Origin of the sequence: Streptomyces sp. NPDC047108, from assembly GCF_040643575.1 — a bacterium.
Classification (GTDB): Bacteria; Actinomycetota; Actinomycetes; order Streptomycetales; family Streptomycetaceae; genus Streptomyces.
The window spans coordinates 59,214-80,488 of the sequence record NZ_JBEYUP010000027.1; the positions used below are offsets into that span (position 1 = coordinate 59,214).

Consider the following 21,275-nt stretch of genomic DNA (forward strand, 5'->3'; position numbering starts at 1 on the left):
CCGGGGCGCCTAGTTGAGTGCGCCGAAGGTGGGCGAGTGCGTCTGCTTCAGGGTGCGCCCGTCGCCGAGGTACATGTGCACGCCGCAGGGAAGACACGGGTCGAAGCTGCGGACGGTGCGCATGATGTCGATGCCCTTGAAGTTGTCCGGGCCGTTCTCCTCGAAGATGGGCGTGCCCTGGACGGCGTCCTCGTACGGGCCGGGGGTGCCGAACGAGTCGCGGGGCGAGGCGTTCCACGGCGTCGGCGGGTACGGGTGGTAGTTCGCGATCTTGCCGTCCTCGATCACCAGGTGGTGCGAGAGCACACCGCGGACCGCCTCGTGGAAGCCGCAGCCGATGGCCTCCTTGGGCACCTTGAAGTCCTCGAAGACCTTGGTGCGTCCGGCCCGGACCTCGCCCAGCGCCTTGTCGACGAAGAACAGCGCCATCGCGGCGGAGTAGGCCACGAAGTACATCCGGGCCCGGTTGCGCTCGATGGTGTTCGGGAACGGCGGCGGCGTCCACGTCAGACGGGTCTCGGGCGTGCCCGGGGTCTTCGGCAGATCGATCTCGACGCTGCGCCCGGTGGAGCGGACGTACGGGGTGTTGACCAGGCCGCCGAGCGCGGTGGCCCACAGGCGGGCGATCGCGCCGCCGCCGGTCTCCAGCGGGAGATGGTCACCGGTGCGCTTGTCGAACCAGCGCGGGCTCATGACCCAGCTGTACTTGCCGCCCTCCAGGTCGCGCTTCTGCGGCGCGGGGAGCGTGGTCTGGTTCCACGGGTGGCGCCGGTCGACGGGGTTGCCCAGCGGGTCCTTGTCGACGAACGTCTTCTCGCTCGTCCAGTCCTCGTAGTAGGAGCTGCCGAGCATGATGCGCATGCCGAGGTTGATGTCGACCAGGTCGGTGGTGATCAGCTCGTTGTCGACGATGACGCCGGGCGTGACGTACATCGCCCGGCCCCAGTCGGTCATCGTCCGGTAGCTGTAGTCGGCGACGTCGGGGTTCTGGAAGGAGCCCCAGCAGCCGAGCATCGTGCGCCGCCGGCCGACCTCCTCGTAGCCCGGCATGGCCTCGTAGAAGAAGTCGAAGACGTCGTCGTTCATGGCGACGGCCTTCTTGATGAAGTCCATGCACTTCATCAGGCGGACGAGGTAGTCGGTGAAGACCTGCGGCGTCGCGACCGTGCCCACGCCGCCCGGGTAGAGCGTGGACGGGTGGACGTGCCGCCCCTCCATGAGGCAGATCATCTCGCGGGTGATCCGGCTCATCACGAGGGCTTCGCGGTACATCTCGCCCTCGAACGGGTTGTAGGCGCGCATGATGTCGCCCACCGTCTTGTAGCCGTGGGCGTCGCCGCGGGGTGCGGGCGTACGGTTCGCCTGCTCCATGACGCCCGGGTTGGTCTCCTTGACCATGCGTTCGCAGTAGTCGACGAAGACCAGGTTGTCCTGGAAGATCGTGTGGTCGAACATGTACTCGGCCGCTTCGCCGAGGTTGATGATCCACTCGGCGAGCGGCGGGGGCTTCACCCCGTACGCCATGTTCTGCGCGTAGACCGAGCACGTGGCGTGGTTGTCCCCGCAGATGCCGCAGATGCGGCTGGTGATGAAGTGCGCGTCCCGGGGGTCCTTGCCCTTCATGAAGACGCTGTAGCCGCGGAAGATGGACGAGGTGCTGCGGCACTCGGCCACCCGGCGGTTGCCGAAGTCGATCTTCGTGTAGATGCCCAGGTTGCCGACGATCCTGGTGATCGGGTCGAACGCGACCTCGGTCAGGGCACCTTGCTCGGGCGGGATGGTCTCACTCGTGGTCACAGAATTGGTCCTTGTCTCGGAACGTCAGCGACCCGACCAGCGCGGGGCGAAGCCGGAGGTCAGCTCGGCACGGTTGTGGCGCCACTTGGGTTCGCGGTTCACCGCTCGGTTGGTGATGCCGCGCAGCGACCTGATGAGGGGCCCGTAGGTGGAGCTCAGCACGGCGGAGGAGAGGGAGCCGCCGGGAGGCTCGTCCATGAAGGGCATGAACATGTCGGGGAAGCCGGGCATGGTGCAGCCGATGCAGATGCCGCCGACGTTGGGGCAGCCGCCGAGGCCGTCCATCCAGCCGCGCTTGGGGACGTTGCAGTTGACCACGGGGCCCCAGCAGCCCGTCTTCACCAGGCACTTGGGCGAGTTGTAGTCCTTGGCGAAGTCGCCCTGCTCGTAGTACGCGGCACGGTCGCAGCCCTCGTGCACGGTCTTGCCGAACAGCCAGGTGGGACGGCCCTGTTCGTCCAGCGGGATCGGCGGAGCCATGCCCGCGGCCTGGTACAGCATCCAGGTCAGGGTCTCCATGAAGTTGTCGGGCTGGACGGGGCAGCCGGGGACGTTGACGATCGGCAGCCCGCTCGCGGAGCGGAAGTCCCGGCCCAGGTAGTCGGTGAGACCCATGCAGCCGGTGGGGTTGCCCGCCATGGCGTGGATGCCGCCGTACGTGGCGCAGGTGCCGATGGCGACCACGGCGAAGGCCTTGGGGGCGAGGCGGTCGATCCAGGTGTTGAGGGTGATCGGCTCCCCGGTGTCGGGGTCGTTGCCCATCGACGTCCAGTAGCCGTCGCCGTTGATCCGCTCGTTGGGGATGGACCCCTCGACGACGAAGACGAAGGGCTGCCCCAGTTCGCCGCGCGCGGCCTGGTGGAAGGGCTGCATGAAGTCGTCGCCGGTCTCGTAGGCCAGCACCTTGTTGTGCAGGTGGACCTTGGGCAGGCCTGGGATCGCCCCCATCACGACGTCTTCGATGCTCGGCAGCGACGCGGCCGTGACCGAAACCGTGTCGCCGTCACAGCTCATGCCTTCGGACGTCCAGAGGATGTGAACCTCATCGACGCCGCTGGGGGTCGAGGTGACGGTGCTCATGGCGCCTTCTTTCCTGGGACCGGGTTCTACGGAAGGCTGACATGATGGACATATCGCTACAACTGGAACACGCTGCAGGGCTCCTTCCGGACGAAGGCCGCCCGGAGGGCGTGGTACGGCGCCTGGGGGTCGAAGAACGCCTTCCGCATATGGGCCAGCTCCTCCACCCGGTACTCGCCCAGCGGCTTCGCCGCCTCGTCCCGTTCGCGCGCGCTCTTCTTCCCGGCGATGCGGTCGCGTAGCACGGAGGAGGACGCGAGCCTGAGGGCCATTCGGGTGGTCTCCGCCGTGAACTCCTCCGGCCCGGCGTCCACGACCCGGTCGACGAGCCCGGCGCTCAGGGCCCCCGCGGCGCCGGCGGGCAGAGCCTCACGCATCAGCCGCTCGGCCCCGTCCTCCCCCACCCGGCGGGGCAGCGTGTACGTCCAGAACTCCGACCCGTACAGCCCCATCCGGCGGTAGTGCGGATTGAGCACCGAGCCCGTTCTGCACCACACCTCGTCCGCCGCCAGCGCCAGCATCACGCCCCCGGCGGCCGCGTTCCCGCCGAGCGCGGCGACGACCAGCCGGTCGGTGGTGGTCAGGATCTCCTCGACGAGGTCGTCCATGGCCTGGATGTTCGCCCAGGACTCGGAAGCCGGGTCGTCGGCGGCCTCGATGACGCCGAGGTGGATGCCGTTGGAGAAGAAGTCCCGCGCTCCCCCGAGCACCACGACGTCCGTGGGACGGGAGCAGGCGAAGCGGTACGCCGTCAGCAGCCGCCGGCAGCGGTCCGTGCTCATCGCTCCGCCGGGGAAGGAGAACCGCAGGAGGCCGACCGCACCGCTCTCGTCGTACCGGATGTCGGACCAGGCGTGGCGGCCGTCGTCCGGCCAGAGCGGGGCGGGGACCTCGGGCACGTCGGGCAGCCGGGACCCGAGCGCCCGGACGGCGGGCAGCTTGAACATCCGGGGGCCGCCCGGCCGTCTCCGCGGGCGCAGTTCGGGGATCCACACCGCGCCGTCCGCCGTCGCCCGGCAGATCGCCCCGCAGCGCGTGGCCAGCACGCGGCCCGGCTCGCCGCGCAGCGCGTCCTCCGGGTGGCCGCCGTGCAGGAACCATTCGCCGTCCAGGAACGCGTCCAGGACGCCGGGGCGGGAGTCGGCGGTGCGCAGCTTCCGCAGCACGGTCGCGGTGGAGTCGCCCTCCCAGTCGATCCGGCGCAGCTCCTGGGAGAAGTACGGGCGCCAGCCGTCGTCTCCGGTGGCCGGCGCGTGCGTCCGCGGCACATAGCGTCCCGAGGCGAAGCGGTCCACGGCGAGGAGGACGGCCCGGACCGCCGCATCGGCGGCCTCGCCCCGGTACAGGTCGCTCTTGGCCACGTCCGCGGGCACCGGGAACCCCGCCGAGGCCCACACCGGCCCGGCGTCCATCTCCGCGTTCGCCTGAAGCACCGTCACCCCCCACTGGGCGGCGCCCTCGTGGACGGCCCAGTCGAGGGACGAGGGGCCGCGGTCCCCGGGCGGCCCGGGGTGCACGATGAGGCACGTGTGCCGCGACCAGACGTCCTGCGGGACGGCGGTGGTGAGCATCGGAGCGACGACGAGGTCCGGGGCGTGCCGCCGTACGGCTTCCCGTACCGCCTCGTCCGAGACGGCGAGTTCCACCGCGACCGTGTGGCGGCGGTCGCGGAGTTCGGCGAAGACCCGCTGCGTCAGGCTGTTGAACGCGCTCGGGACGAGCAGGATGTGCATCACGCCTCCTGGGCATGGCCGTTGCTCTGGGGGTCTCGGGGTCTCGGGTCTCGGGTCTCGGGTCTCGGGGTCTCGGGTCTCGGGGTCTCAGGGTCTCGGGTCTCGGTCTCGGGCTCTCGCGTCGCGGGAAGCCGGTTCCGCGCTGCGGACCCCGGGACGAGGAGACGAGGGGACGACCGGGTCTCCCGCGAGGCGATGGTGACCAAGGAAGCGGGCGGCGGGCGGCGGGACGCGCCCGTGTTGGGCCGCCCGGGCGAATTCAGCGGCCCCCGCAGGCTCGCCGGAGTCCGGCACACCTCCGGCCGTGCCTACCGTGACGCTCCATGCATGAGCTCTCGATCGCCCTGTCCGTCGTCGAACGAGCCGAGGAGGCCGCCCGCGCACACGGGGCCGCCTCGGTCGAGTCGGTGCGGTTGCGCATCGGCGAGCTGGCGGGGGTCGTGGCGGACGCCCTGAGGTTCTCCTTCGAACTGGTCGCGGAGGGCACGCTGCTGGCCGGCGCCGCCCTCGTCATCGACGAGGTGCAGGCGAGCGCCCGCTGCACCCCCTGCGACGTGGAGTTCCCGGTGGGATCGCCACCACGGCTGTCGTGCCCCCGCTGCGAGGGGCCGGTGACCGAGCTGCTGACCGGACGCGAGCTGGAGCTGCTGGACGTGACGCTGCCCGAGGGCGGCTCGTGCCCAGGGCCCGGGACAGCGCGGCACGCCGCGCGAGAGGGAGAGTGCTGCGCATGATGTGCCGTGTCGTCGACGTGCAACAGGCGGTTCTGGCGAAGAACGACGGGCTGGCGGCCGCGCTGCGCGCGGACCTCGCCCAGCGCGGGGTCACGGTGGTCAATCTGCTGTCGAGCCCGGGCAGCGGGAAGACGGCACTGCTGGAGTGCGTACTGCGCCGGGCCGTCCAGCGCGGTGTCCCGGTGGCCGCGCTCACCGCCGACCTCGCCACGGAGAACGACGCCCGCAGGCTGGCACGTTCAGGCGCTCCGGTGAAGCAGGTGCTGACCGGCGGGCTGTGCCATCTGGAGGCCGACCAGATGCGCGGGCATCTGGAGGGCTGGCTGCCGGACGGCACCCGGGTGCTGTTCGTGGAGAACGTCGGCAACCTGGTCTGCCCCGCCTCGTACGACCTGGGCGAGCGGCTGCGGGTGGCGATGATGTCCGTGACCGAGGGCGAGGACAAGCCGGTCAAGTACCCGACGGCGTTCGGACTCGCCAACCTGGTCGTCCTCGGCAAGACCGACCTCGCGGAGGCCGTCGGGTTCGGTGAGCGGGAGTTCGCGGCGAGCGTCGAGCGCGTCAACCCGGGCGTGGAGGTGGTGCGTACGTCCTCCCGCTCGGGCGAGGGCGTGGACCTGCTCCTGGACCGGGTGCTGGCCGTGTGCGACGGCGATCTGCCCCACCAGCCGGCCCTGGCGGCCGGGCACCTGCGCGCCCATCCGCACGAACACGGTCCGGACGGCGGCCATGTGCACGACCACGGCGACGGCCCCGCGCACCACCACGACCACGACCCCGCACACGACCCCGGTCCCGGTGCGGAGACCGCCCGCGCCACCGGCGTACCGATCCGCTAGAGCATCGGGGGCGAGGAGCGCGGCATGACGACGCTCGCAGACGACCGCCGTGAGCAGGACTCCTGCACGGCCGTCCGGAGACGTGTCAGCGTACGAGGTGTGGTCCAGGGAGTCGGTTTCCGGCCCTTCGTCCACACGCTGGCCACCGGGCTGGGACTGTCCGGCCATGTGGCCAACAACGCCGCGGGCGTGATCGCCGAGGTCGAGGGCGACCCCGCGGCGGTCGAGGCGTTCTGCCTCCGCGTCGCGACCGAGGCGCCGCCGCTGGCGGTCGTCTCCTCCGTCACGCACGAGGCGATGCCACCCCGGGGTGCGTCCGCACCGCATGCACCGTACGCACCCCACGGGCCGGACGCGTCGGGCCTTGCCGGGCGGGACTTCACCATCCGGCCCTCCGAACACGGAGAAGGCCGGACGCTGATGCCGCCCGACACCGCGACGTGCGAGGACTGCCTGCGGGAACTGGCCGACCCCGGCGACCGCCGTCACCGGCACCCGTTCATCACCTGCACGCACTGCGGCCCGCGCCTCACCATCGCGACGGCACTGCCGTACGACCGGGTGACCACGACCATGGCCGCCTTCCCCATGTGCGCGGACTGCGCCCGGGAGTACGCCGATCCGGCCGACCGCCGGTTCCACGCCCAGCCCGTCGCCTGCCTCGTCTGCGGCCCGCGGCTCCGCCTCACGCCCGCCCCGGGCACCGAACTCGCGCCCCGCGAGGGCGAGTCGGCGCTCGCGGAGGCACGGAGGCTGCTGGCGCAGGGAGCGATCCTGGCGGTCAAGGGCATCGGGGGCTACCACCTCGCCTGCGACGCCACGAACGCGCACGCCGTCGCCCTCCTGCGCGAGCGCAAGGCGCGCGGCGCCAAGCCGTTCGCGGTGATGGCCGCCGACGCCGGGACCGCGGCGCACCTGGCACGCCTCGGCCCGGCGGAGTACGAGATCCTCACCGGCCGCCGCCGCCCGATCGTCCTGCTGCGCCGCTTCGACGACGAGAGCGGTGTGCCGCTGGCGCCCGGGGTGTGCCCCGGCAGCCCGGACGTCGGGGTGATGCTGCCGTACACCCCGCTCCACCACCTGCTGTTCGGGCTGCCAGGCGACGCACCGGGGCCGCGCGTCCTGGTGATGACCAGCGGCAACCGCTCGGGCGAGCCCATCGTCACCGGCGACGACGAGGCGCTCGACCGGCTCGACGGGCTGGTCGACGCCTGGCTCTGGCACGATCGCGCGATCGAGGTGCCGTGCGACGACTCCGTGGTGCGCGTGCGGCCCGACGGCAGCGAGGTCGTGCTGCGCCGCTCCCGCGGCTACGCCCCCGCCCCGCTCTCCCTGCCCTTCCCGGTGCCGCCGGTCATGGCGGTCGGCGGGGACCTGAAGAACACGCTCTGCCTCGCGGAGGACGACCGCGCCTGGTTCTCCGCCCACATCGGGGACATGGGCGACCTGGCCGGACTGCGGGCGTTCGAGGCCGCGGCACACCGGCTGCAGACCCTGACCGGGGTCATGCCGGCGCTGCTGGCCTCCGACCGGCACCCCGGCTACCACTCCGTACGCTGGGCCCGCCGCCACCGGGACGGACGGCCGCTCCACCTGGTGCAGCATCACCATGCCCATGTCGCCTCGGCGATGGCGGAGCACGGCCTGGACGGCACCACGCCGGTCCTCGGCTTCGCCTTCGACGGCACCGGCTACGGCGACGACACGGCGATCTGGGGCGGCGAGGTCCTGCTCGCCGACTACGCCGGCTTCCGGAGGTACGCGCACCTGGCGTACGTCCCGCTGCCCGGCGGTGACGCCGGGGTGGGCAACCCGTGCCGGATGGCGCTGTCGCGCCTGCGTACGGCGCGGATCGCATGGGACGACGACCTGCCGTGCGTGGCGGCGTGCACGCCCGAGGAGCGGCATCTGCTGGCCCGTCAGCTCGTCCGCGGCACGGCGTGTGTGCCGACCTCCAGCATGGGCCGGCTCTTCGACGCCGTCTCGTCCCTCGCGGGCGTCTGCCACCGGGCGGGGTACGAGGCGCAGGCGGCGATCGAACTGGAGGCGGCGGCGGCCCGCGCGTGGGAGGACTGCCGGGACGCGTACGCCTTCGGCCTGCGCCGCGGCCAGACGGCGGCGCTGCTCGACGCGGAGCCCGTGCTGCGGTCCGTCGTGCACGATCTGCGCGCCGGAACCGGGCCCGAGGTGATCGCCGCGCGCTTCCACCGAGGAGTGGCGGACGCGGTGGCGTCGCTGGCCCGCCTCGCCCGGCGGGAGACCGGGACGAACACGGTGGCGCTGACGGGCGGTGTCTTCACCAACGCCTTGCTCGACGAGGCCTGTTCGGCGCGCCTGGAGGACTCCGGCTTCACGGTCCTGCGGCATCGCGAGGTCCCGTGCGGCGACGGCGGGCTGGCGCTCGGTCAGCTCATGGTCGCGGCGAGGCTCGGCAGTCCGTAGGCCGTTCCGCCCGGCCCGCGGCGGTGTGCGCCTGGCCGCCCGTGTCCCTCTGCCTGACGCCCTGACAACGACGAAGGGAGAACACCATGTGCCTGGCAGTGCCCGGCAAGGTGGTCGCCACCGAGGATCGCGACGGCACGCGCATGGCGCAGGTCGACTTCGGCGGCGTGGTGAAGGAGGTCTGCCTCGCCTACGTGCCGGAGGCCGAGGTGGGCGAGTACGTGATCGTCCATGTGGGCTTCGCGCTCCAGCGGCTCGACGAGGAGTCGGCCCGGCAGTCACTGGAGCTGTTCGAGCAACTCGGGCTTCTGGAGGAGGAGTTCGGGGACGCGTGGGGCCGGGCGGCGGAGGAGGCCGGGGCCGAACGCCCGGACACCGCCGACCAGGAACCCCCGGCTCCCGCGGCGGCAGCGGCCGCGACGGCGACCCCGACGGCGGCAGCGGCGGCACAGGAGGGCGCCCGATGAAGTACATCGACGAGTTCAACGACCCTGGTCTGGCACGGCGGTTGCTCGACGACATCCACGCCACGGTCACCCAGCCGTGGGCCCTCATGGAGGTCTGCGGCGGTCAGACCCACTCGATCATCCGGCACGGGATCGACCAACTGCTCCCCGAAAAGGTGGAGTTGATCCACGGTCCGGGCTGCCCGGTGTGCGTGACGCCGCTGGAGATGATCGACAAGGCGCTCGAGATCGCGTCCCGGCCGAACGTCATCTTCTGCTCGTTCGGCGACATGCTGCGGGTGCCCGGCACCGACCGGGACCTCTTCCGCGTCAAGGGCGCGGGCGGTGACGTACGGGTGGTGTACTCGCCGCTGGACGCCCTCACCATCGCGCAGCGCAACCCGGACCGCGAAGTGGTCTTCTTCGGGATCGGCTTCGAAACGACCGCGCCGGCCAACGCCATGACGGTGCATCAGGCGCGGCGCCTCGGCATCCGCAACTTCAGCCTGCTGGTCTCGCATGTGCGCGTACCCCCGGCCATCGAGGCGATCATGCAGTCGACGTCCTGCCGCGTGCAGGCGTTCCTCGCCGCGGGCCATGTGTGCAGCGTGATGGGCACGGCGGAGTACCCGGAGCTGGCTGAGCGGTTCCAGGTGCCGATCGTGGTGACCGGGTTCGAGCCGCTGGACATCCTGGAGGGCGTACGCCGTACGGTCCTCCAGCTGGAGCGCGGCGAGCACCGGGTGGACAACGCCTACGGGCGCGCGGTCCGCGACGACGGCAACCCCGCGGCGCTGCGCATGCTCGAGGAGGTATTCGAGGTCACCGACCGCTCCTGGCGCGGCATCGGCATGATCCCGCAGAGCGGCTGGCGGCTGTCCGAGAGCTTCCGGGAATACGACGCGGAGCACCGCTTCGACGTCACCGGGGTACGCACCTGCGAGTCGGACGCGTGCCGCAGCGGTGAAGTGCTCCAGGGCCTGATCAAGCCGAATCAGTGCGAGGCGTTCGGCAGCGTCTGCACCCCCCGGAATCCGCTGGGTGCCACGATGGTCTCCAGCGAAGGGGCGTGCGCCGCCTACTACTTGTACCGGCGCCTGGAGCACGGGCCGGCGTCGCCGAAGGAGGCGAGCCCCGTTGGCTGAGTCGGCTGCGACGACGGGCCGGGCCGCGGACGTGCCCGCCCAGGTCAACCCCGCAGAGTGGTCGTGCCCGCTGCCGCTGCGCGACCACCCGGTGGTGGTCATGGGGCACGGCGGCGGCGGTGCGCTCTCCGCCGAGCTGGTGGAGCACCTGTTCACGCCCGCGTACGGCAACGCCACGCTGGCGGGTCTCACCGACTCCGCCGCCCTCTCGCTCGGCGGGGCCCGGCTGGCGTTCTCCACCGACTCCTACGTGGTGCGGCCGCTGTTCTTCCCCGGTGGCAGCATCGGCGACCTGGCCGTCAACGGCACGGTGAACGACCTGGCGATGAGCGGTGCCCGGCCCGCGTACCTCTCCTGCGCCTTCATCCTGGAGGAGGGCATCGAGCTCTCCACGGTGGGCCGGGTGGCGGAGGCGGTGGGTGCCGCCGCGCTGGCGGCCGGAGTCACCGTCGCCACGGGCGACACCAAGGTCGTCGACGCCGGGCACGGTGACGGCATCTTCCTCAACACCTCCGGCATCGGGCTGATCCCGGAGGGCGTCGACATCCGGCCCCAGCGCGCCGAGCCGGGCGACGTGATCATCGTCAGCGGGCCGATCGGTCTGCACGGCGTGGCCATCATGAGCGTCCGGGAGGGGCTGGAGTTCGGGGTGGAGGTCACCAGCGACACGGCTCCGCTGGCCGGGCTGGTGGAGGCGATGCTCGCCGTCACCCCGGACCTGCACGTGCTGCGCGACCCCACGCGCGGCGGTCTGGCCACCTCGCTGCACGAGATCGCCACCGCCTCGGGGACCGGGGTGGCGCTCACCGAGCGGAACCTCCCCGTACCGGAGGCCGTCGCAGGCGCCTGCGGCTTCCTCGGCCTCGACCCGCTGTACGTGGCCAACGAGGGGCGGCTCGTGGCCTTCGTGCCCCGCGACCGTGCGGACGCGGTCCTGGAGGCGATGCGGGCGCACCCCCAGGGCGCGGGCGCGGCCGTGATCGGGGAGTGCGTGGAGGAGCACCCGGGCATGGTGGTGGCCCGTACGGGGCTGGGCGGTACGCGCGTGGTGGATCTGCCTCTGGGCGAGCAACTGCCCCGTATCTGCTGAGAGTTCGGCGCGTCGTCGTGTCATGGTCCGGCCCCGCGGCGAGAACGCCGCGGGGCCGGGCCGTCGCCGGCTCAGGACGGGACCGCGACCCGGCTGCGCAGCCGCAGCCGGACCTGCACCTCCTGGTCCCCGGGCACGACGTGCCCCTCCTCCTCGGTCAGGAAGGAACGGGCGAGCGCGTCCTCCAGCTGCCGTACGGGGCCGTAGGAGCCGAAGAGATCGACGGTCACGGCGCCGGCCAGAGCCTTCGGCCCGGCGGCGCCCGGCGTCCGTACGTCGAAGGTCTTGATCCACACCATCGGGTTGTCGAGCCGGGGGTGCTGCGCGCAGTGCGCTCCGGTCTCCTGGTCGACGGCGGCCGGGAAGGCGGCGAGGAGGGCGTCGAAGACGGAGTCCGCGTCCTGCGGGGAGCAGTCGGTGAGGTGGACGCTGACATGAGCCGAGTGCTGCAGAGTGGTCATCGCGGTCCTCCAGGTGCGTCGTGCGGGAGGATGCTCCATCTCGATCGTCCGCCCACTTCAGGAGCGCTGTCAACGCGTCCCCGTCCACCATGGCCGCCACCCGGAGGCGCGGAAGCCGGGGCCTGGGTCCCGGACCCCGGCCCCGGGCCCGCCCTGTCGGAGGAAGCGCGTGTCCCGTGCCGTTATGGCGACGGAGGATGTCGGGTTTCCCTGCCCATCATGAGCGCATGACTCATGAGCGCATGACGACCGATTGGGCGGCCTTCGAGGCCGCGGAGCCCGACCTCGCCGCGACGGCGCGGCAGCGCTTCGAGCAGTTCCGGCACCACGTCCTCGCCACCCTGCGGCGGGACGGGTCCCCCCGGGTGACCGGCATCGAGGTGGACTTCCGCTTCGGTGAGATGTGGCTCGGCATGATGCCGCAGTCGCGCAAGGCGCTGGACCTGCTCCGCGATCCGCGGTTCGCGGTGCAGGCGAACCCCGGCCCCGGCACGTCGATGGGAGGCGGTGACGTGCGGGTCGCCGGGCGGGCCGTCGAGGTGCGCGATCCGGAGATGATCGCCCGGTACGCGCAGGCGGCGGAGCCTCCCGAGCCGTTCCATCTCTTCCGCGCCGAGCTGACCGAGGTGGTCCGCACGGTCGTCGAGGGCGACGATCTGGTCGTCCGGATCTGGCACCCGGGCGAGCCCGTACGGACAGTTCGGCGCGGCACGGACGACAGCCCTCCCCGCGAGGAGAGCTGACAGCCGTTCCCCGGTGAGGAGTTCGGGGCCGGGCCGAGTGCGCCGTGCCCGGTGCCCGGACAGGAATTCGCCGCGAATTTCGTTCCGGGCCGTCTCATTTCCTGCCAACTCCCCTACGCTGCTGCCACTTTCACCACCCCCCATGTCGAAGGTGGCATCGCATGAGCAGCATTCGCCCCGCAGGGACGGCTGTGGCCCTTTTGTCCGCCGGAGCGCTTCTCGCCGGAGCGGCACCGGCGGGAGCCGGAACCGCCGATCCCGGAAGTCTCCCCTACTCCGGTTCCACATCGGTCGGTGTCCACAACGCCTATGAGAAGGACACGTACGAGTACTTCGCCGACGGTCTGGATTCCGGGGCGGGGCTGCTGGAGATCGACGTCTGGACGAACGGCCTGAGCAAGAAGTGGCGGGTCTCGCACAGCAACCCGCTGGGCAACGACAACAATTGCGAGAACGCCGGATCACCGGGCGAGTTGCGCACGAAGTCCCGCAATCAGAGTCTGGGCGGCTGCCTTTCCGACATGCGGGCCTGGCACGACGCCAACCCCGGGCACCGCCCCGTCCTGATCAAGGTCGAGATGAAGGACGGGTTCAACAACAAGGGCGGCCTCGGACCCGACGAATTCGACGCTCTCGTCCGCTCCGAGCTGGGCGACGCGGTGTTCGGCCCCGGCGACCTCATCGGCGACCACGCCACCCTCGACGAGGCGGTCCAGGCGGGCGGCTGGCCCCAGCGGTCCGCGCTCGCGGGCAAGTTCCTCATCGAGCTGATCCCGGGCACGGTCGAGCAGAGCAACCCGTTCGACTCGTACTGGACCGACCGCGAGTACGCGGAGCATCTGCGGTCGCTGTCCGGCTCCGGCGGCCTCGGCTCGGCGACCGCCTTCCCCGCGGTCATCGGGGCCGAGGCGGGCGATCCGCGGACCCGCTACGCGGACGCCTCGCTCCGGCCCTGGTTCGTGGTCTTCGACGGCGCCGCGTCCACCTACGTGACGGACGCCGGCATCGACACGGCCTGGTACGACCGGCGCCACTATCTCGTGATCATGACCTCGGCCCACGGGGTCGCCCCGGAGATCGACTCGGTGAACCCGCCGGAGGCGGACGCCCGTGCCCGCGTCGCGGCTCTCGCCGCCGAGCACGGCTCCATCGTCACCAGCGACTGGCACCCCCTGCCCGGCGTGCTGTCGACGGTGCTGCCGCGCGGCTAGGCATGTCCTCCGGATCCGCCGGGGTCCGCGGCGGCCCCAGGCGGATCCGGAGGACGCCCCGGGGCGCCGGGCGCGTCACCGGTCGGCCGACGCCGTCTGTCGCTGATCGTCGCACTCCCGGACACTTGTCGAACAGCCCTCCAACTACCGTTGGAAGGGCCTGAGGCCCCAGGGCCGGCGAGAGGGAGGCACGGCATGCGGATGTCGGTCGACCGGTGGCGCGGCGTTCTCGCCTCGCGGTGGCAGCGAGGTGCGGTGGCGGTCGCCGCGGGCGCCCTGCCCGCCCTGGCGTTCCCCGAGCCCTCGCTGTGGTGGCTGGCGTACGCGGCCCTGGTGCCCTGGCTGCTGCTGGTCCGCACCGCGCCGACCTGGCGCAGGGCGGCCTACGACGGCTGGCTGGGCGGCACCGGTTTCATGATCGCGGTGCACCACTGGCTGTTCCCGAACCTGCATGTCTTCACGCTCGTCATCGGTCTGCTGCTGGGCGTGCTCTGGGCGCCGTGGGGCGTGCTGGTCAGGCGGTTGCTGGGCGGGACTCCGAGCGCCCGGCGCACGGCGGCCGCCCTCGTGCTGGTGCCCGCGGGCTGGATCGCCGTCGAGACGGTCAGGTCCTGGGAGGCCCTCGGCGGCCCGTGGGGGCTGCTCGGCGCCAGCCAGTGGCAGGTCACGCCCGCCCTGCGGCTGGCCTCGATCGGCGGCGTCTGGCTCGTGACGTTCCTGATCGTGGTGCTCAACACGGCGCTCGCGATACTGATCGCGCTGCCCACCGCCCGTACGGCCGCCGTGGCCGGGGGGCTGACCGTGGCGGTGGCGGGCAGCGCGGCCTGGGCGTGGGCGCCGCAGCCGGACCGTACGGGCAGCGTGCGCATAGCCGTCGTCCAGCCCGGCGTCATCCAGGGAGGACCGGACGGCAGGGAGCGACGGTTCGACCGCGAGGAGGCCCTGACCCGGCAGCTGGCCGGGAAGGACGTGGACCTCGTCGTCTGGGGCGAGAGCAGTGTGAGCGCGGACCTGGGCAGCCGCCCCGATCTCCGCGACCGGCTCGCCGCCCTCTCCCGCGAGGTGGACGCGGCGCTCCTGGTGAACGTGGACGCGCGGCGCTCGGACCGGCCCGGGATCTTCAAGAGCTCGGTGCTCGTGGGCCCCGACGGGCCGACGAAGGCGCGCTACGACAAGATGCGGCTGGTGCCGTTCGGCGAGTACATCCCGTTCCGCTCGGTGTTGGGCTGGGCGACCTCGGTCGGCGAGGCGGCCGCGGAGGACCGCCGCCGGGGTACGACACCCGTGGTGATGCGGGTCCCGGACGCGGGCGGACTGCGCATCGGCCCGCTCGTCTGCTTCGAGACGGCTTTCCCCGACATGAGCCGCCGGCTGGTGCAGGACGGCGCCGGCATGCTCGTCGCCCAGTCGGCGACGAGCACCTTCCAGCAGAGCTGGGCCCCCGAGCAGCACGCCTCGCTGGGGGCCCTGCGGGCGGCCGAGAGCTGGCGGCCGGTGGTGCACGCGACGCTGACCGGGGTCAGCGCGGTCTACGGGCCGCGCGGCGAGGCCGTCGGGGAGCGGCTGGGCACGGACAGCAGCGCGTCCATGGTCTACGACGTGCCGCTGGCCTCGGGCACCAGCCCGTATGTGGCGGCGGGCGACTGGGCCCTGTACGCGTCGTTGCTGTCGCTGGTGGCCTACCTGGCCGTGGAGGGGTCCAGGGCCGTCAGGCGTCGGCCTGGTCAAGGACCTCCCGGACCACCCGTTCGCACAGTTCATGGGTCCGCAGAGCGTCCTCGGCGCTGAGCAGCTTCCCGGTCCGTACGGCGTCGAGGAAGGCGTGCACGATCTGCTCGATGCCGCGCTGCCGCGCGACGGGCACCCAGTCGCCGCGGCGGCGGACCGACGGCTGACCCTTGTGATCGATCACCTCGGCGAGATTGACGACCTGGCGCTTGGTGTCCTGTCCCGAGACCTCGAGGAGTTCCTCGGTCGAGCCGCTCATCCGGTTCATGGTGCCGATCGCGGTGAAGCCGTATCCGGAGAGCTGCAGCACGACGTGGTGCATGAGCCCGTCCCGCATCCGGGCGCGGACGTCGACGTGCTCGACCGTGCCCGGCACCAGGAAGCGGAGGGTGTCGACGACATGGATGAAGTCGTCGAGGACGAGCGTGCGCGGCGCCTCGGCCAGCCCCACCCGGTTCTTCTGCATGAGGATCAGGTCGCGCGGGTGCTCCAGGCACTGGGCGTAGCCGGGCGCGTAGCGGCGGTTGAAGCCGACGGCGAGGCTGACCCCGCGCTCCCCCGCGAGCCTCACCAGCCGTTCGGAGTCGGCGTAGTCGTAGGCCAGGGGCTTGTCGACGTACGTCGGAACGCCGGCCTCCAGGAGCCGCGTGACGATCTCGGCGTGCGCCTCGGTGGCGGCGTGCACGAAGGCGGCGTCCGGGCGGGCGTCGAGGAACGAGTCGAGGCCGGTGTGGCGGCGGTCCTCGGGGATGCGGTGGGCGGATCCGAGCCGCTCGAGGGTGGCGGGGTTACGCGTCTGGAGGTGCAGGTCCAGCCCGGGCCGGGTGCTGAGGACCGGCAGATAGGCCTTCTCGGCGATGTCCCCGAGCCCGATGCAGCCGACCTTCACGGTGGATCTCCTCAAGTCCGGGTGCCACGGGCCGGTGCTCGCGGCCGGGCGCCACGGGCCGGTGGCGGGGGCGGGTGCAGCGGCGCCGGGGCTCAGGGGCTGGTGCCGCGCGAGGGTTCCGCCTCATCGGTCCCGGCCCCTGTTCCGGCAGCATACGCGGGCGACGGCGGCTGCCAGTCGGCGATTCCGTCGAAGCTGCGCAGGGCCGCATGAGGCGCGAACCGGCCGAGGGCGCCGATGACGGCGGTGCGCAGGGCGACGGCGGGCCGGGAGGAGAGGGCCACCGCCCGGCACATCCGCGCCGAGCGGCGTACGACGTCCATGGTGCGGGGCAGCCGCTCCGCGGAGTAGGCGGCGAGGGCAGGGGTGAGGTCGGCAGGAGCGGCAGGCGCCGGACACCCGAGGTACGCGGCGAGGACGACCCCGTCCTCGATGGCCTGGCATCCGCCCTGGCCCAGCATGGGCGCCATGGCGTGGGCGGCGTCGCCGAGCAGGGCGACGCGTCCGTGATGGAAGGCCGGCAGCGCCTGGGCCGTTTCGTACAGGTCGTGGCGGAGGACCGGCCCGCTCCCGGTGGCTCCGGCGGCGGCGAGCACGGCGGGGATGGGCTGGTGCCAGGAGCCGAACCGGCGCAGCATCTCCGCCCGTTCACCGTCGGGGGACGTCCCGCCCGCCGGGGCGATCGCGGCCCCGTAGGCGTAGATGCGGTCGTTGTGGAGGGGACTCGTGCCCCACACCGCGCCGCGGCCCCAGGTCTCGTGCGGGGCGAACGGCACGTCGGGGGCGGGGACGACGACGCGCCAGGCGGTGAGTCCGGTGTAGCGGGGGCCGGGGTGCTGGGGGAAGAGGGTCCGCCGGACCGCCGAGTGGATGCCGTCGGCGCCGACGACGAGGTCGGCCTCGATCTCCTCCGCCCCGGCGAACTGCTCGGTCTTCTCGCCCGCTTCACCGTTCTCCGCGTCGTGGACGGCGCCCACGGTGACCCGCGCGGGGCGCCCGGGACCACCCGGATCGGCGAGTGCCGCAGGGGCCTCCGTGCGCACGGCTCCGGCGGGCAGCCGGGAGACGAGGAGGTCGACGAGGGTGGCGCGGTGCGCCACGACCAGCGGGCCGCCGAAGCGCTCGGCGAAGGCCTCGCTGGTGGTACGGGTGACCCAGCGGCCGTCGGGGCGGCGCAGCCCTCCCTCGTTCTGCCACATGGACAGGGCACGGACGTCGTCGCCGACGCCGATGGTGTCGAGGGCGCGCAGCGCGTTGGGGGCGAGGCCGATTCCTGCTCCCACGGCCGCCAGGGCCGGGGACCGCTCCAGCACGGTGACGGACCATCCGTGACGGTGCAGGGCCGCCGCGGCGGTGAGTCCGCCGATCCCGGCTCCGATGACGACGGCGCGGGGCGCGTTCATAGGTCTTTCCTCCAGGGGCTGACTCGGCTCGCGGACGCACGCACAGACGGCTCGCACACCCTCACCGCTCACTACATCCGCAGTCGAACGCTACTACAGCTGTAGTGAGGGCGATAGATTGACCCCATGACCTCCGGCCCCACCCGCTCTCCCGACCGCCTCGCGCTCATCGCGGACACCGCGATCGACCTCCTCGCCGAACGCGGTCTGCGGGGCCTCACCCACCGGGCCGTGGACGAGGCCGCAGGGCTGCCCCCGGGCTCGACCTCGAACCACGCCAGGACACGTGCCGCCCTGCTTGAGGCGACGGTCAAACGGCTCGCCGTACGGGACGTACGGGCCTTCCGGCCCGAGGCGGTCCAGGTGGCCACCGGCGACCCGGAGGCGGTGACGGACGCGCTCGCGCCGATCGTCCACCGCTATGTGACGGACTACCGGCATCTGCTCGTCGCGCGGTACGAGCTGGCCCTCGAGGCCACCAGAAGGCCGGAGGTACGGGAGATCTACGACACGGCGGGGCTCGCGTTCCGCGAGCTGCTGGTGGACCTGATGACGCGCATGGGGTCCGGCGAGCCCGAACGCCATGCGCTGTCGCTGATCGCCTGGACGGAGGGCGTGATGTTCTCGTGCGCCATCGGCTCACATCACACGCGGACGCCGACACGGGAGGAGTTGCGGGAGAGCATCTCGGAGCTGCTGCGCGGGATGCTGCCGGGAGTCGCGGCGTAGCGCGGGAGGGCGGGAGGGAGGGGCCCGGCCGAGGGACCGCAGAAGCGCCTGTGCGCTGTCCGGAGAGCGCCATCCGGACGGTCCCGAACCCGAGAGCCCCGATCCGGACGGCCCCGATATTGCCTGGCAGTTCCGGACCCGGGGGCACGATGATGGCGCGCATGACCATCACCGACCGCCCCTCGCCGCCCACCGCCTCCGGCGAACGCGCCATGCTGGAAGGCTGGCTGGAGTTCCATCGCGCCACTCTGGTCGCCAAGTGCGAAGGCCTCGACGACGCCAAGCTGCGCGAGGCGTCCGTCCCGCCGTCCTCGCTCTCCCTCATGGGGCTCGTACGGCACATGGCCGACGTCGAGCGTCACTGGTTCCGCCGCACCCTCACAGCCGAGGACGCACCGCCCCTCTTCTACACCGACGAGGATCCGGACGGGGAGTTCCATCTCTCCGAGAAGGACACCTGGAAGGACGCCCGCGCGGCGTGGGAGGGCGAGGTCGGGCGCGCCCGCGACGCCGCCTCCGGGCGCTCGCTGGACGACCTCGCCGTCCAGGAGATCCGCGGCGGCGAGAAGGTCAACCTCCGCTGGATCTACGTGCACATGATCGAGGAGTACGCGCGGCACAACGGGCACGCCGACCTCATCAGGGAACGCGTCGACGGTGCGGTGGGCGCCTGAGCGCGAGCCCTCCGCCGCGCTCCTGAGCCCGAGCCCCTCAGCGCGCTCGTCGCGAGATCGCACGTGAAGCGAAGCCTCCGCACTCACCCGTGCGGGGGCTTTTCCGTCGAACCGGCGCCCGACGGGCCGACGCGCCAGCAGAGTGACGCGCGTGCACCGAATCGTCTCAGCAGCGCTGCTGCTCGCGAGCCCGGCCCTCGCGAGCTGTGTCAGCGTCTCCGCCCCGCCGTCCGCGCCGGAGCCGTCGTCGGCCCCGCGTCCGACGCCCGGCGCGGCCCGGCCGCAGATCGCGGAACCCTCCGCCCACGAAGGGCTGGAGACCATCCGCCCCGGCCGCGCGCACTCCTCCCCCACGCACCGCTCGCGGCCCGCGGCCGACCGCGCCTCCGCCCACCCGGCGGTGCCGAGGTCGGCCGCGCCGCGGGGGCGGACGGTGCCGCGGTCCGGCACCTCCGCATGGCCGGAGCCGCGACCGTCGCGCGTCCCGGTGCCCGCGCCGGGACCGGCACGCACCGCCGGGATGTGCGACCTCGGAGAGACGTACGGGAACTGGGCCCCGGGCAGCACCCAGGCCCGCATCTGCCGGGACGTCTACGGCCCCTGACACGCCCTCCGGAGCAGGGGACGCACCGCTCGGGGCGGCGCAGCCCGCCGCGCCGGCGGCACACCGCGTGAGAACGGCTCGGCGCGACGTCAGGTCGTCGGCTCGTCCAGGCGTAGCTCGAGGCGGGCGATGGCGGCGCGGACACCGTCGCCGTACTCGTCCTCGGCGAGTCCCCCGGACCGCTCGCGCGCCCGGTCCAGCTCCCGCCTCGCCGCCGCGTGGCGCCCCAGCTTCACGTAGTCCGCGGCCAGGTTGAGATGGAGCGAGGGGTAGAAAGCGCGCAGCGCGAGGGACCGGCGGTGCCCCGACCCGCCCTGCCCCGCGGGACGGGCACCGGCCAGGGTCTCGGCGAGGCGGTCGGCCGCACGCAGGGCGAGGACGTCCCAGACCAGTTCGTCGGCCGGGTCGTCCTGCGTGTCGGCCATGTAGTGCGCGAGCGTGCAGCGGTGGAGGGGGTCACCGTCCTCGCCGATCTCTTCCCAGAGCGCGGCGAAACGGCTGCGGGCCTCGTCCCGGTCGCCGCCCCTGTGGAGCATGACCACCTGGCCGATCCTCGTCATCACGGCGTCCCGCGACGCCTCACCCCGCTGCTCCTCCGCCACCTGACCTCCCGCGCTCGTCGCTGCGAGGTGTCCCTTCCCTCCCGGAGGCGGACGCTAGCCCAGGTCGGGGATCCGCCAGTCGACCGGCGCATGGCCCTGTGCCGCGATGGCCGCGTCGATCCGGCTGAACGGGCGGCTGCCGAGGAACTTCTTGGCGGACAGCGGCGACGGGTGGGCCCCCTCGACCACGGCGTGGCGCGTGGTGTCGATCAGCGGGAGCTTCTTCTTCGCGTAGTTCCCCCAGAGGACGAAGACGGCCGGGTCCGGACGCGAGACCACCGCGCGGATCACCGCGTCCGTGAAGGTCTCCCAGCCCTTGCCCTTGTGCGAGTTGGCCTCGCCCCCGCGGACCGTCAGCACGGCGTTGAGCAGCAGCACTCCCTGTTCGGCCCACGGCATCAGATAGCCGTTGTCCGGCACGGGATGGCCCAGCTCCTCCCGCAGCTCCTTGTAGATGTTCCGGAGGGAGGGCGGGGTCCTCACGCCCGGGCGGACGGAGAAGCAGAGGCCGTGGCCCTGGCCCTCGCCGTGGTACGGGTCCTGCCCGAGGACGAGCACCTTCACGCGGTCGAACGGGGTCGCCTCCAGCGCCGCGAAGACCTCGGCCCGCGGTGGGTACACCGGCCCGTCCGCCCGCTCCTTCTCGACGAACTCGATGAGCTCCGTGAAGTACGGCTTCTCCAGCTCCTCGCCGAGGACGCCGCGCCAGGACTCGGGCAGCATGTCGGTCACGTCAACAACCTCCGGTGTGCGATCCGTTCTGCACCGAAGAACCTACCGGCGCCCACTGACAGACCGCCCTCACAGGCGCGGCGGACGGCCACCCGGCCGTGCCCCCCCCCCCCGGGTGGCCCGCCCCGGGCCCCGGCCCCCGCTGGGGGCGCCCCCCCCCGAGCACCGCCCCCGCGGCAGGAACGACCCCCCG

General features: G+C 72.6%; 20 protein-coding genes. 12 read left to right on the forward strand and 8 right to left on the reverse strand.

The window, feature by feature from the left end; translation table 11 throughout:
• Positions 1-9: 9 nt before the first annotated feature.
• The 3 genes from ABZ822_RS30635 to ABZ822_RS30645 are packed head-to-tail and all read right to left on the reverse strand — an operon-like array spanning position 10 to position 4,610.
• Positions 10-1,797, reverse strand: a complete 1,788-nt coding sequence (locus ABZ822_RS30635) for a nickel-dependent hydrogenase large subunit (protein ID WP_360861334.1) — start codon at positions 1,795-1,797, stop codon at positions 10-12.
• Between the two features lie 24 nt (positions 1,798-1,821).
• A complete protein-coding gene (locus ABZ822_RS30640; RefSeq protein ID WP_360861336.1) occupies positions 1,822-2,877 on the reverse strand; it encodes a hydrogenase expression protein HypE in 1,056 nt (351 codons plus the stop codon).
• Positions 2,878-2,933: 56 nt separating this feature from the next.
• Positions 2,934-4,610 (reverse strand): hydrogenase maturation protein, encoded by a 1,677-nt coding sequence (locus ABZ822_RS30645; protein ID WP_360861338.1) that lies wholly within the window; start codon positions 4,608-4,610, stop codon positions 2,934-2,936.
• 323 nt (positions 4,611-4,933) lie between these two features.
• Here ABZ822_RS30645 and hypA point away from each other — a divergent pair, with 323 nt between their 5' ends.
• The 6 genes from hypA (at position 4,934) to hypE (ending at position 11,306) form a co-directional block, all read left to right on the forward strand.
• The gene (gene hypA, locus ABZ822_RS30650; RefSeq protein WP_360861340.1) at positions 4,934-5,344 is read left to right on the forward strand and encodes a hydrogenase maturation nickel metallochaperone HypA; all 411 of its coding nucleotides are present in this window, start codon (positions 4,934-4,936) and stop codon (positions 5,342-5,344) included.
• Positions 5,344-6,183 (forward strand): hydrogenase nickel incorporation protein HypB, encoded by an 840-nt coding sequence (gene hypB / locus ABZ822_RS30655; RefSeq protein ID WP_360861379.1) that lies wholly within the window; start codon positions 5,344-5,346, stop codon positions 6,181-6,183. Before hypA ends, hypB begins: the two co-directional genes overlap by 1 nt.
• A 24-nt stretch (positions 6,184-6,207) precedes the next feature.
• Entirely contained in the window at positions 6,208-8,625 is a 2,418-nt protein-coding gene (gene hypF, locus ABZ822_RS30660; protein ID WP_360861342.1) for a carbamoyltransferase HypF, read from the forward strand.
• A gap of 86 nt (positions 8,626-8,711) precedes the next feature.
• Complete coding sequence (locus ABZ822_RS30665) at positions 8,712-9,092, forward strand: HypC/HybG/HupF family hydrogenase formation chaperone (protein WP_360861345.1); 381 nt, start codon at positions 8,712-8,714, stop codon at positions 9,090-9,092.
• On the forward strand, positions 9,089-10,216 hold the full coding sequence (hypD, locus tag ABZ822_RS30670) for a hydrogenase formation protein HypD (RefSeq protein WP_360861347.1): 1,128 nt from the start codon (positions 9,089-9,091) through the stop codon (positions 10,214-10,216). Before ABZ822_RS30665 ends, hypD begins: the two co-directional genes overlap by 4 nt.
• A 100-nt stretch (positions 10,217-10,316) precedes the next feature.
• Positions 10,317-11,306, forward strand: coding sequence for a hydrogenase expression/formation protein HypE (gene hypE / locus ABZ822_RS30675; RefSeq protein WP_360861381.1), 990 nt, complete (start codon positions 10,317-10,319; stop codon positions 11,304-11,306).
• Between the two features lie 71 nt (positions 11,307-11,377).
• Here the strand turns inward: hypE and ABZ822_RS30680 are convergent, their stop codons facing one another.
• Positions 11,378-11,767 carry a hypothetical protein gene (locus ABZ822_RS30680; RefSeq protein WP_360861349.1) on the reverse strand — a complete coding sequence of 130 codons (390 nt, stop codon included), beginning with the start codon at positions 11,765-11,767 and terminating at the stop codon, positions 11,378-11,380.
• A gap of 227 nt (positions 11,768-11,994) precedes the next feature.
• Here ABZ822_RS30680 and ABZ822_RS30685 point away from each other — a divergent pair, with 227 nt between their 5' ends.
• The 3 genes from ABZ822_RS30685 (at position 11,995) to lnt (ending at position 15,509) form a co-directional block, all read left to right on the forward strand.
• Positions 11,995-12,510, forward strand: a complete 516-nt coding sequence (locus ABZ822_RS30685; protein ID WP_360861351.1) for a pyridoxamine 5'-phosphate oxidase family protein — start codon at positions 11,995-11,997, stop codon at positions 12,508-12,510.
• Between the two features lie 161 nt (positions 12,511-12,671).
• Positions 12,672-13,721: a phosphatidylinositol-specific phospholipase C domain-containing protein gene (locus tag ABZ822_RS30690; RefSeq protein ID WP_360861353.1), complete on the forward strand. Its 1,050-nt coding sequence runs from the start codon at positions 12,672-12,674 to the stop codon at positions 13,719-13,721.
• 195 nt (positions 13,722-13,916) lie between these two features.
• The gene (gene lnt, locus ABZ822_RS30695) at positions 13,917-15,509 is read left to right on the forward strand and encodes an apolipoprotein N-acyltransferase (protein WP_360861355.1); all 1,593 of its coding nucleotides are present in this window, start codon (positions 13,917-13,919) and stop codon (positions 15,507-15,509) included.
• On the opposite strand, the gene ABZ822_RS30700 is transcribed toward lnt, so the two are convergent.
• Together ABZ822_RS30700 and ABZ822_RS30705 are read right to left on the reverse strand one after the other, a co-directional pair.
• Positions 15,430-16,338: a Gfo/Idh/MocA family oxidoreductase gene (locus ABZ822_RS30700; protein WP_360861357.1), complete on the reverse strand. Its 909-nt coding sequence runs from the start codon at positions 16,336-16,338 to the stop codon at positions 15,430-15,432. The genes lnt and ABZ822_RS30700 overlap by 80 nt on opposite strands.
• A 92-nt stretch (positions 16,339-16,430) precedes the next feature.
• Complete coding sequence (locus ABZ822_RS30705) at positions 16,431-17,741, reverse strand: FAD-dependent monooxygenase (RefSeq protein ID WP_360861359.1); 1,311 nt, start codon at positions 17,739-17,741, stop codon at positions 16,431-16,433.
• 126 nt (positions 17,742-17,867) lie between these two features.
• On the opposite strand from ABZ822_RS30705, the gene ABZ822_RS30710 reads away from it, so the two are divergent.
• The 3 genes from ABZ822_RS30710 (at position 17,868) to ABZ822_RS30720 (ending at position 19,748) form a co-directional block, all read left to right on the forward strand.
• Positions 17,868-18,470: a TetR/AcrR family transcriptional regulator gene (locus ABZ822_RS30710; protein WP_360861361.1), complete on the forward strand. Its 603-nt coding sequence runs from the start codon at positions 17,868-17,870 to the stop codon at positions 18,468-18,470.
• Between the two features lie 161 nt (positions 18,471-18,631).
• Entirely contained in the window at positions 18,632-19,144 is a 513-nt protein-coding gene (locus tag ABZ822_RS30715) for a DinB family protein (protein ID WP_360861364.1), read from the forward strand.
• Between the two features lie 151 nt (positions 19,145-19,295).
• Positions 19,296-19,748, forward strand: a complete 453-nt coding sequence (locus tag ABZ822_RS30720; RefSeq protein WP_360861366.1) for a hypothetical protein — start codon at positions 19,296-19,298, stop codon at positions 19,746-19,748.
• A gap of 89 nt (positions 19,749-19,837) precedes the next feature.
• On the opposite strand, the gene ABZ822_RS30725 is transcribed toward ABZ822_RS30720, so the two are convergent.
• Both ABZ822_RS30725 and ung read right to left on the reverse strand, forming a co-directional pair.
• Positions 19,838-20,350: a hypothetical protein gene (locus ABZ822_RS30725; protein ID WP_360861368.1), complete on the reverse strand. Its 513-nt coding sequence runs from the start codon at positions 20,348-20,350 to the stop codon at positions 19,838-19,840.
• Positions 20,351-20,404: 54 nt separating this feature from the next.
• Positions 20,405-21,073 (reverse strand): uracil-DNA glycosylase, encoded by a 669-nt coding sequence (gene ung / locus ABZ822_RS30730; protein WP_360861383.1) that lies wholly within the window; start codon positions 21,071-21,073, stop codon positions 20,405-20,407.
• Positions 21,074-21,275 lie beyond the last annotated feature (202 nt).

What these genes read in the sequence shown, in the direction of transcription:
- ABZ822_RS30710 (WP_360861361.1), top strand. Translation starts at nt 17,868, where the DNA reads ATGACCTCCGGCCCCACCCGCTCTCCCGACCGCCTCGCGCTCATCGCG.
- ABZ822_RS30705 (WP_360861359.1), bottom strand. Translation starts at nt 17,741, where the DNA reads ATGAACGCGCCCCGCGCCGTCGTCATCGGAGCCGGGATCGGCGGACTC.
- ABZ822_RS30715 (WP_360861364.1), top strand. Translation starts at nt 18,632, where the DNA reads ATGACCATCACCGACCGCCCCTCGCCGCCCACCGCCTCCGGCGAACGC.
- ABZ822_RS30665 (WP_360861345.1), top strand. Translation starts at nt 8,712, where the DNA reads ATGTGCCTGGCAGTGCCCGGCAAGGTGGTCGCCACCGAGGATCGCGAC.
- hypB (WP_360861379.1), top strand. Translation starts at nt 5,344, where the DNA reads ATGTGCCGTGTCGTCGACGTGCAACAGGCGGTTCTGGCGAAGAACGAC.
- hypF (WP_360861342.1), top strand. Translation starts at nt 6,208, where the DNA reads ATGACGACGCTCGCAGACGACCGCCGTGAGCAGGACTCCTGCACGGCC.
- lnt (WP_360861355.1), top strand. Translation starts at nt 13,917, where the DNA reads ATGCGGATGTCGGTCGACCGGTGGCGCGGCGTTCTCGCCTCGCGGTGG.
- ung (WP_360861383.1), bottom strand. Translation starts at nt 21,073, where the DNA reads ATGCTGCCCGAGTCCTGGCGCGGCGTCCTCGGCGAGGAGCTGGAGAAG.
- ABZ822_RS30690 (WP_360861353.1), top strand. Translation starts at nt 12,672, where the DNA reads ATGAGCAGCATTCGCCCCGCAGGGACGGCTGTGGCCCTTTTGTCCGCC.
- ABZ822_RS30640 (WP_360861336.1), bottom strand. Translation starts at nt 2,877, where the DNA reads ATGAGCACCGTCACCTCGACCCCCAGCGGCGTCGATGAGGTTCACATC.
- ABZ822_RS30685 (WP_360861351.1), top strand. Translation starts at nt 11,995, where the DNA reads ATGACTCATGAGCGCATGACGACCGATTGGGCGGCCTTCGAGGCCGCG.
- hypE (WP_360861381.1), top strand. Translation starts at nt 10,317, where the DNA reads ATGGGGCACGGCGGCGGCGGTGCGCTCTCCGCCGAGCTGGTGGAGCAC.
- hypA (WP_360861340.1), top strand. Translation starts at nt 4,934, where the DNA reads ATGCATGAGCTCTCGATCGCCCTGTCCGTCGTCGAACGAGCCGAGGAG.
- hypD (WP_360861347.1), top strand. Translation starts at nt 9,089, where the DNA reads ATGAAGTACATCGACGAGTTCAACGACCCTGGTCTGGCACGGCGGTTG.
- ABZ822_RS30645 (WP_360861338.1), bottom strand. Translation starts at nt 4,610, where the DNA reads ATGCACATCCTGCTCGTCCCGAGCGCGTTCAACAGCCTGACGCAGCGG.
- ABZ822_RS30680 (WP_360861349.1), bottom strand. Translation starts at nt 11,767, where the DNA reads ATGACCACTCTGCAGCACTCGGCTCATGTCAGCGTCCACCTCACCGAC.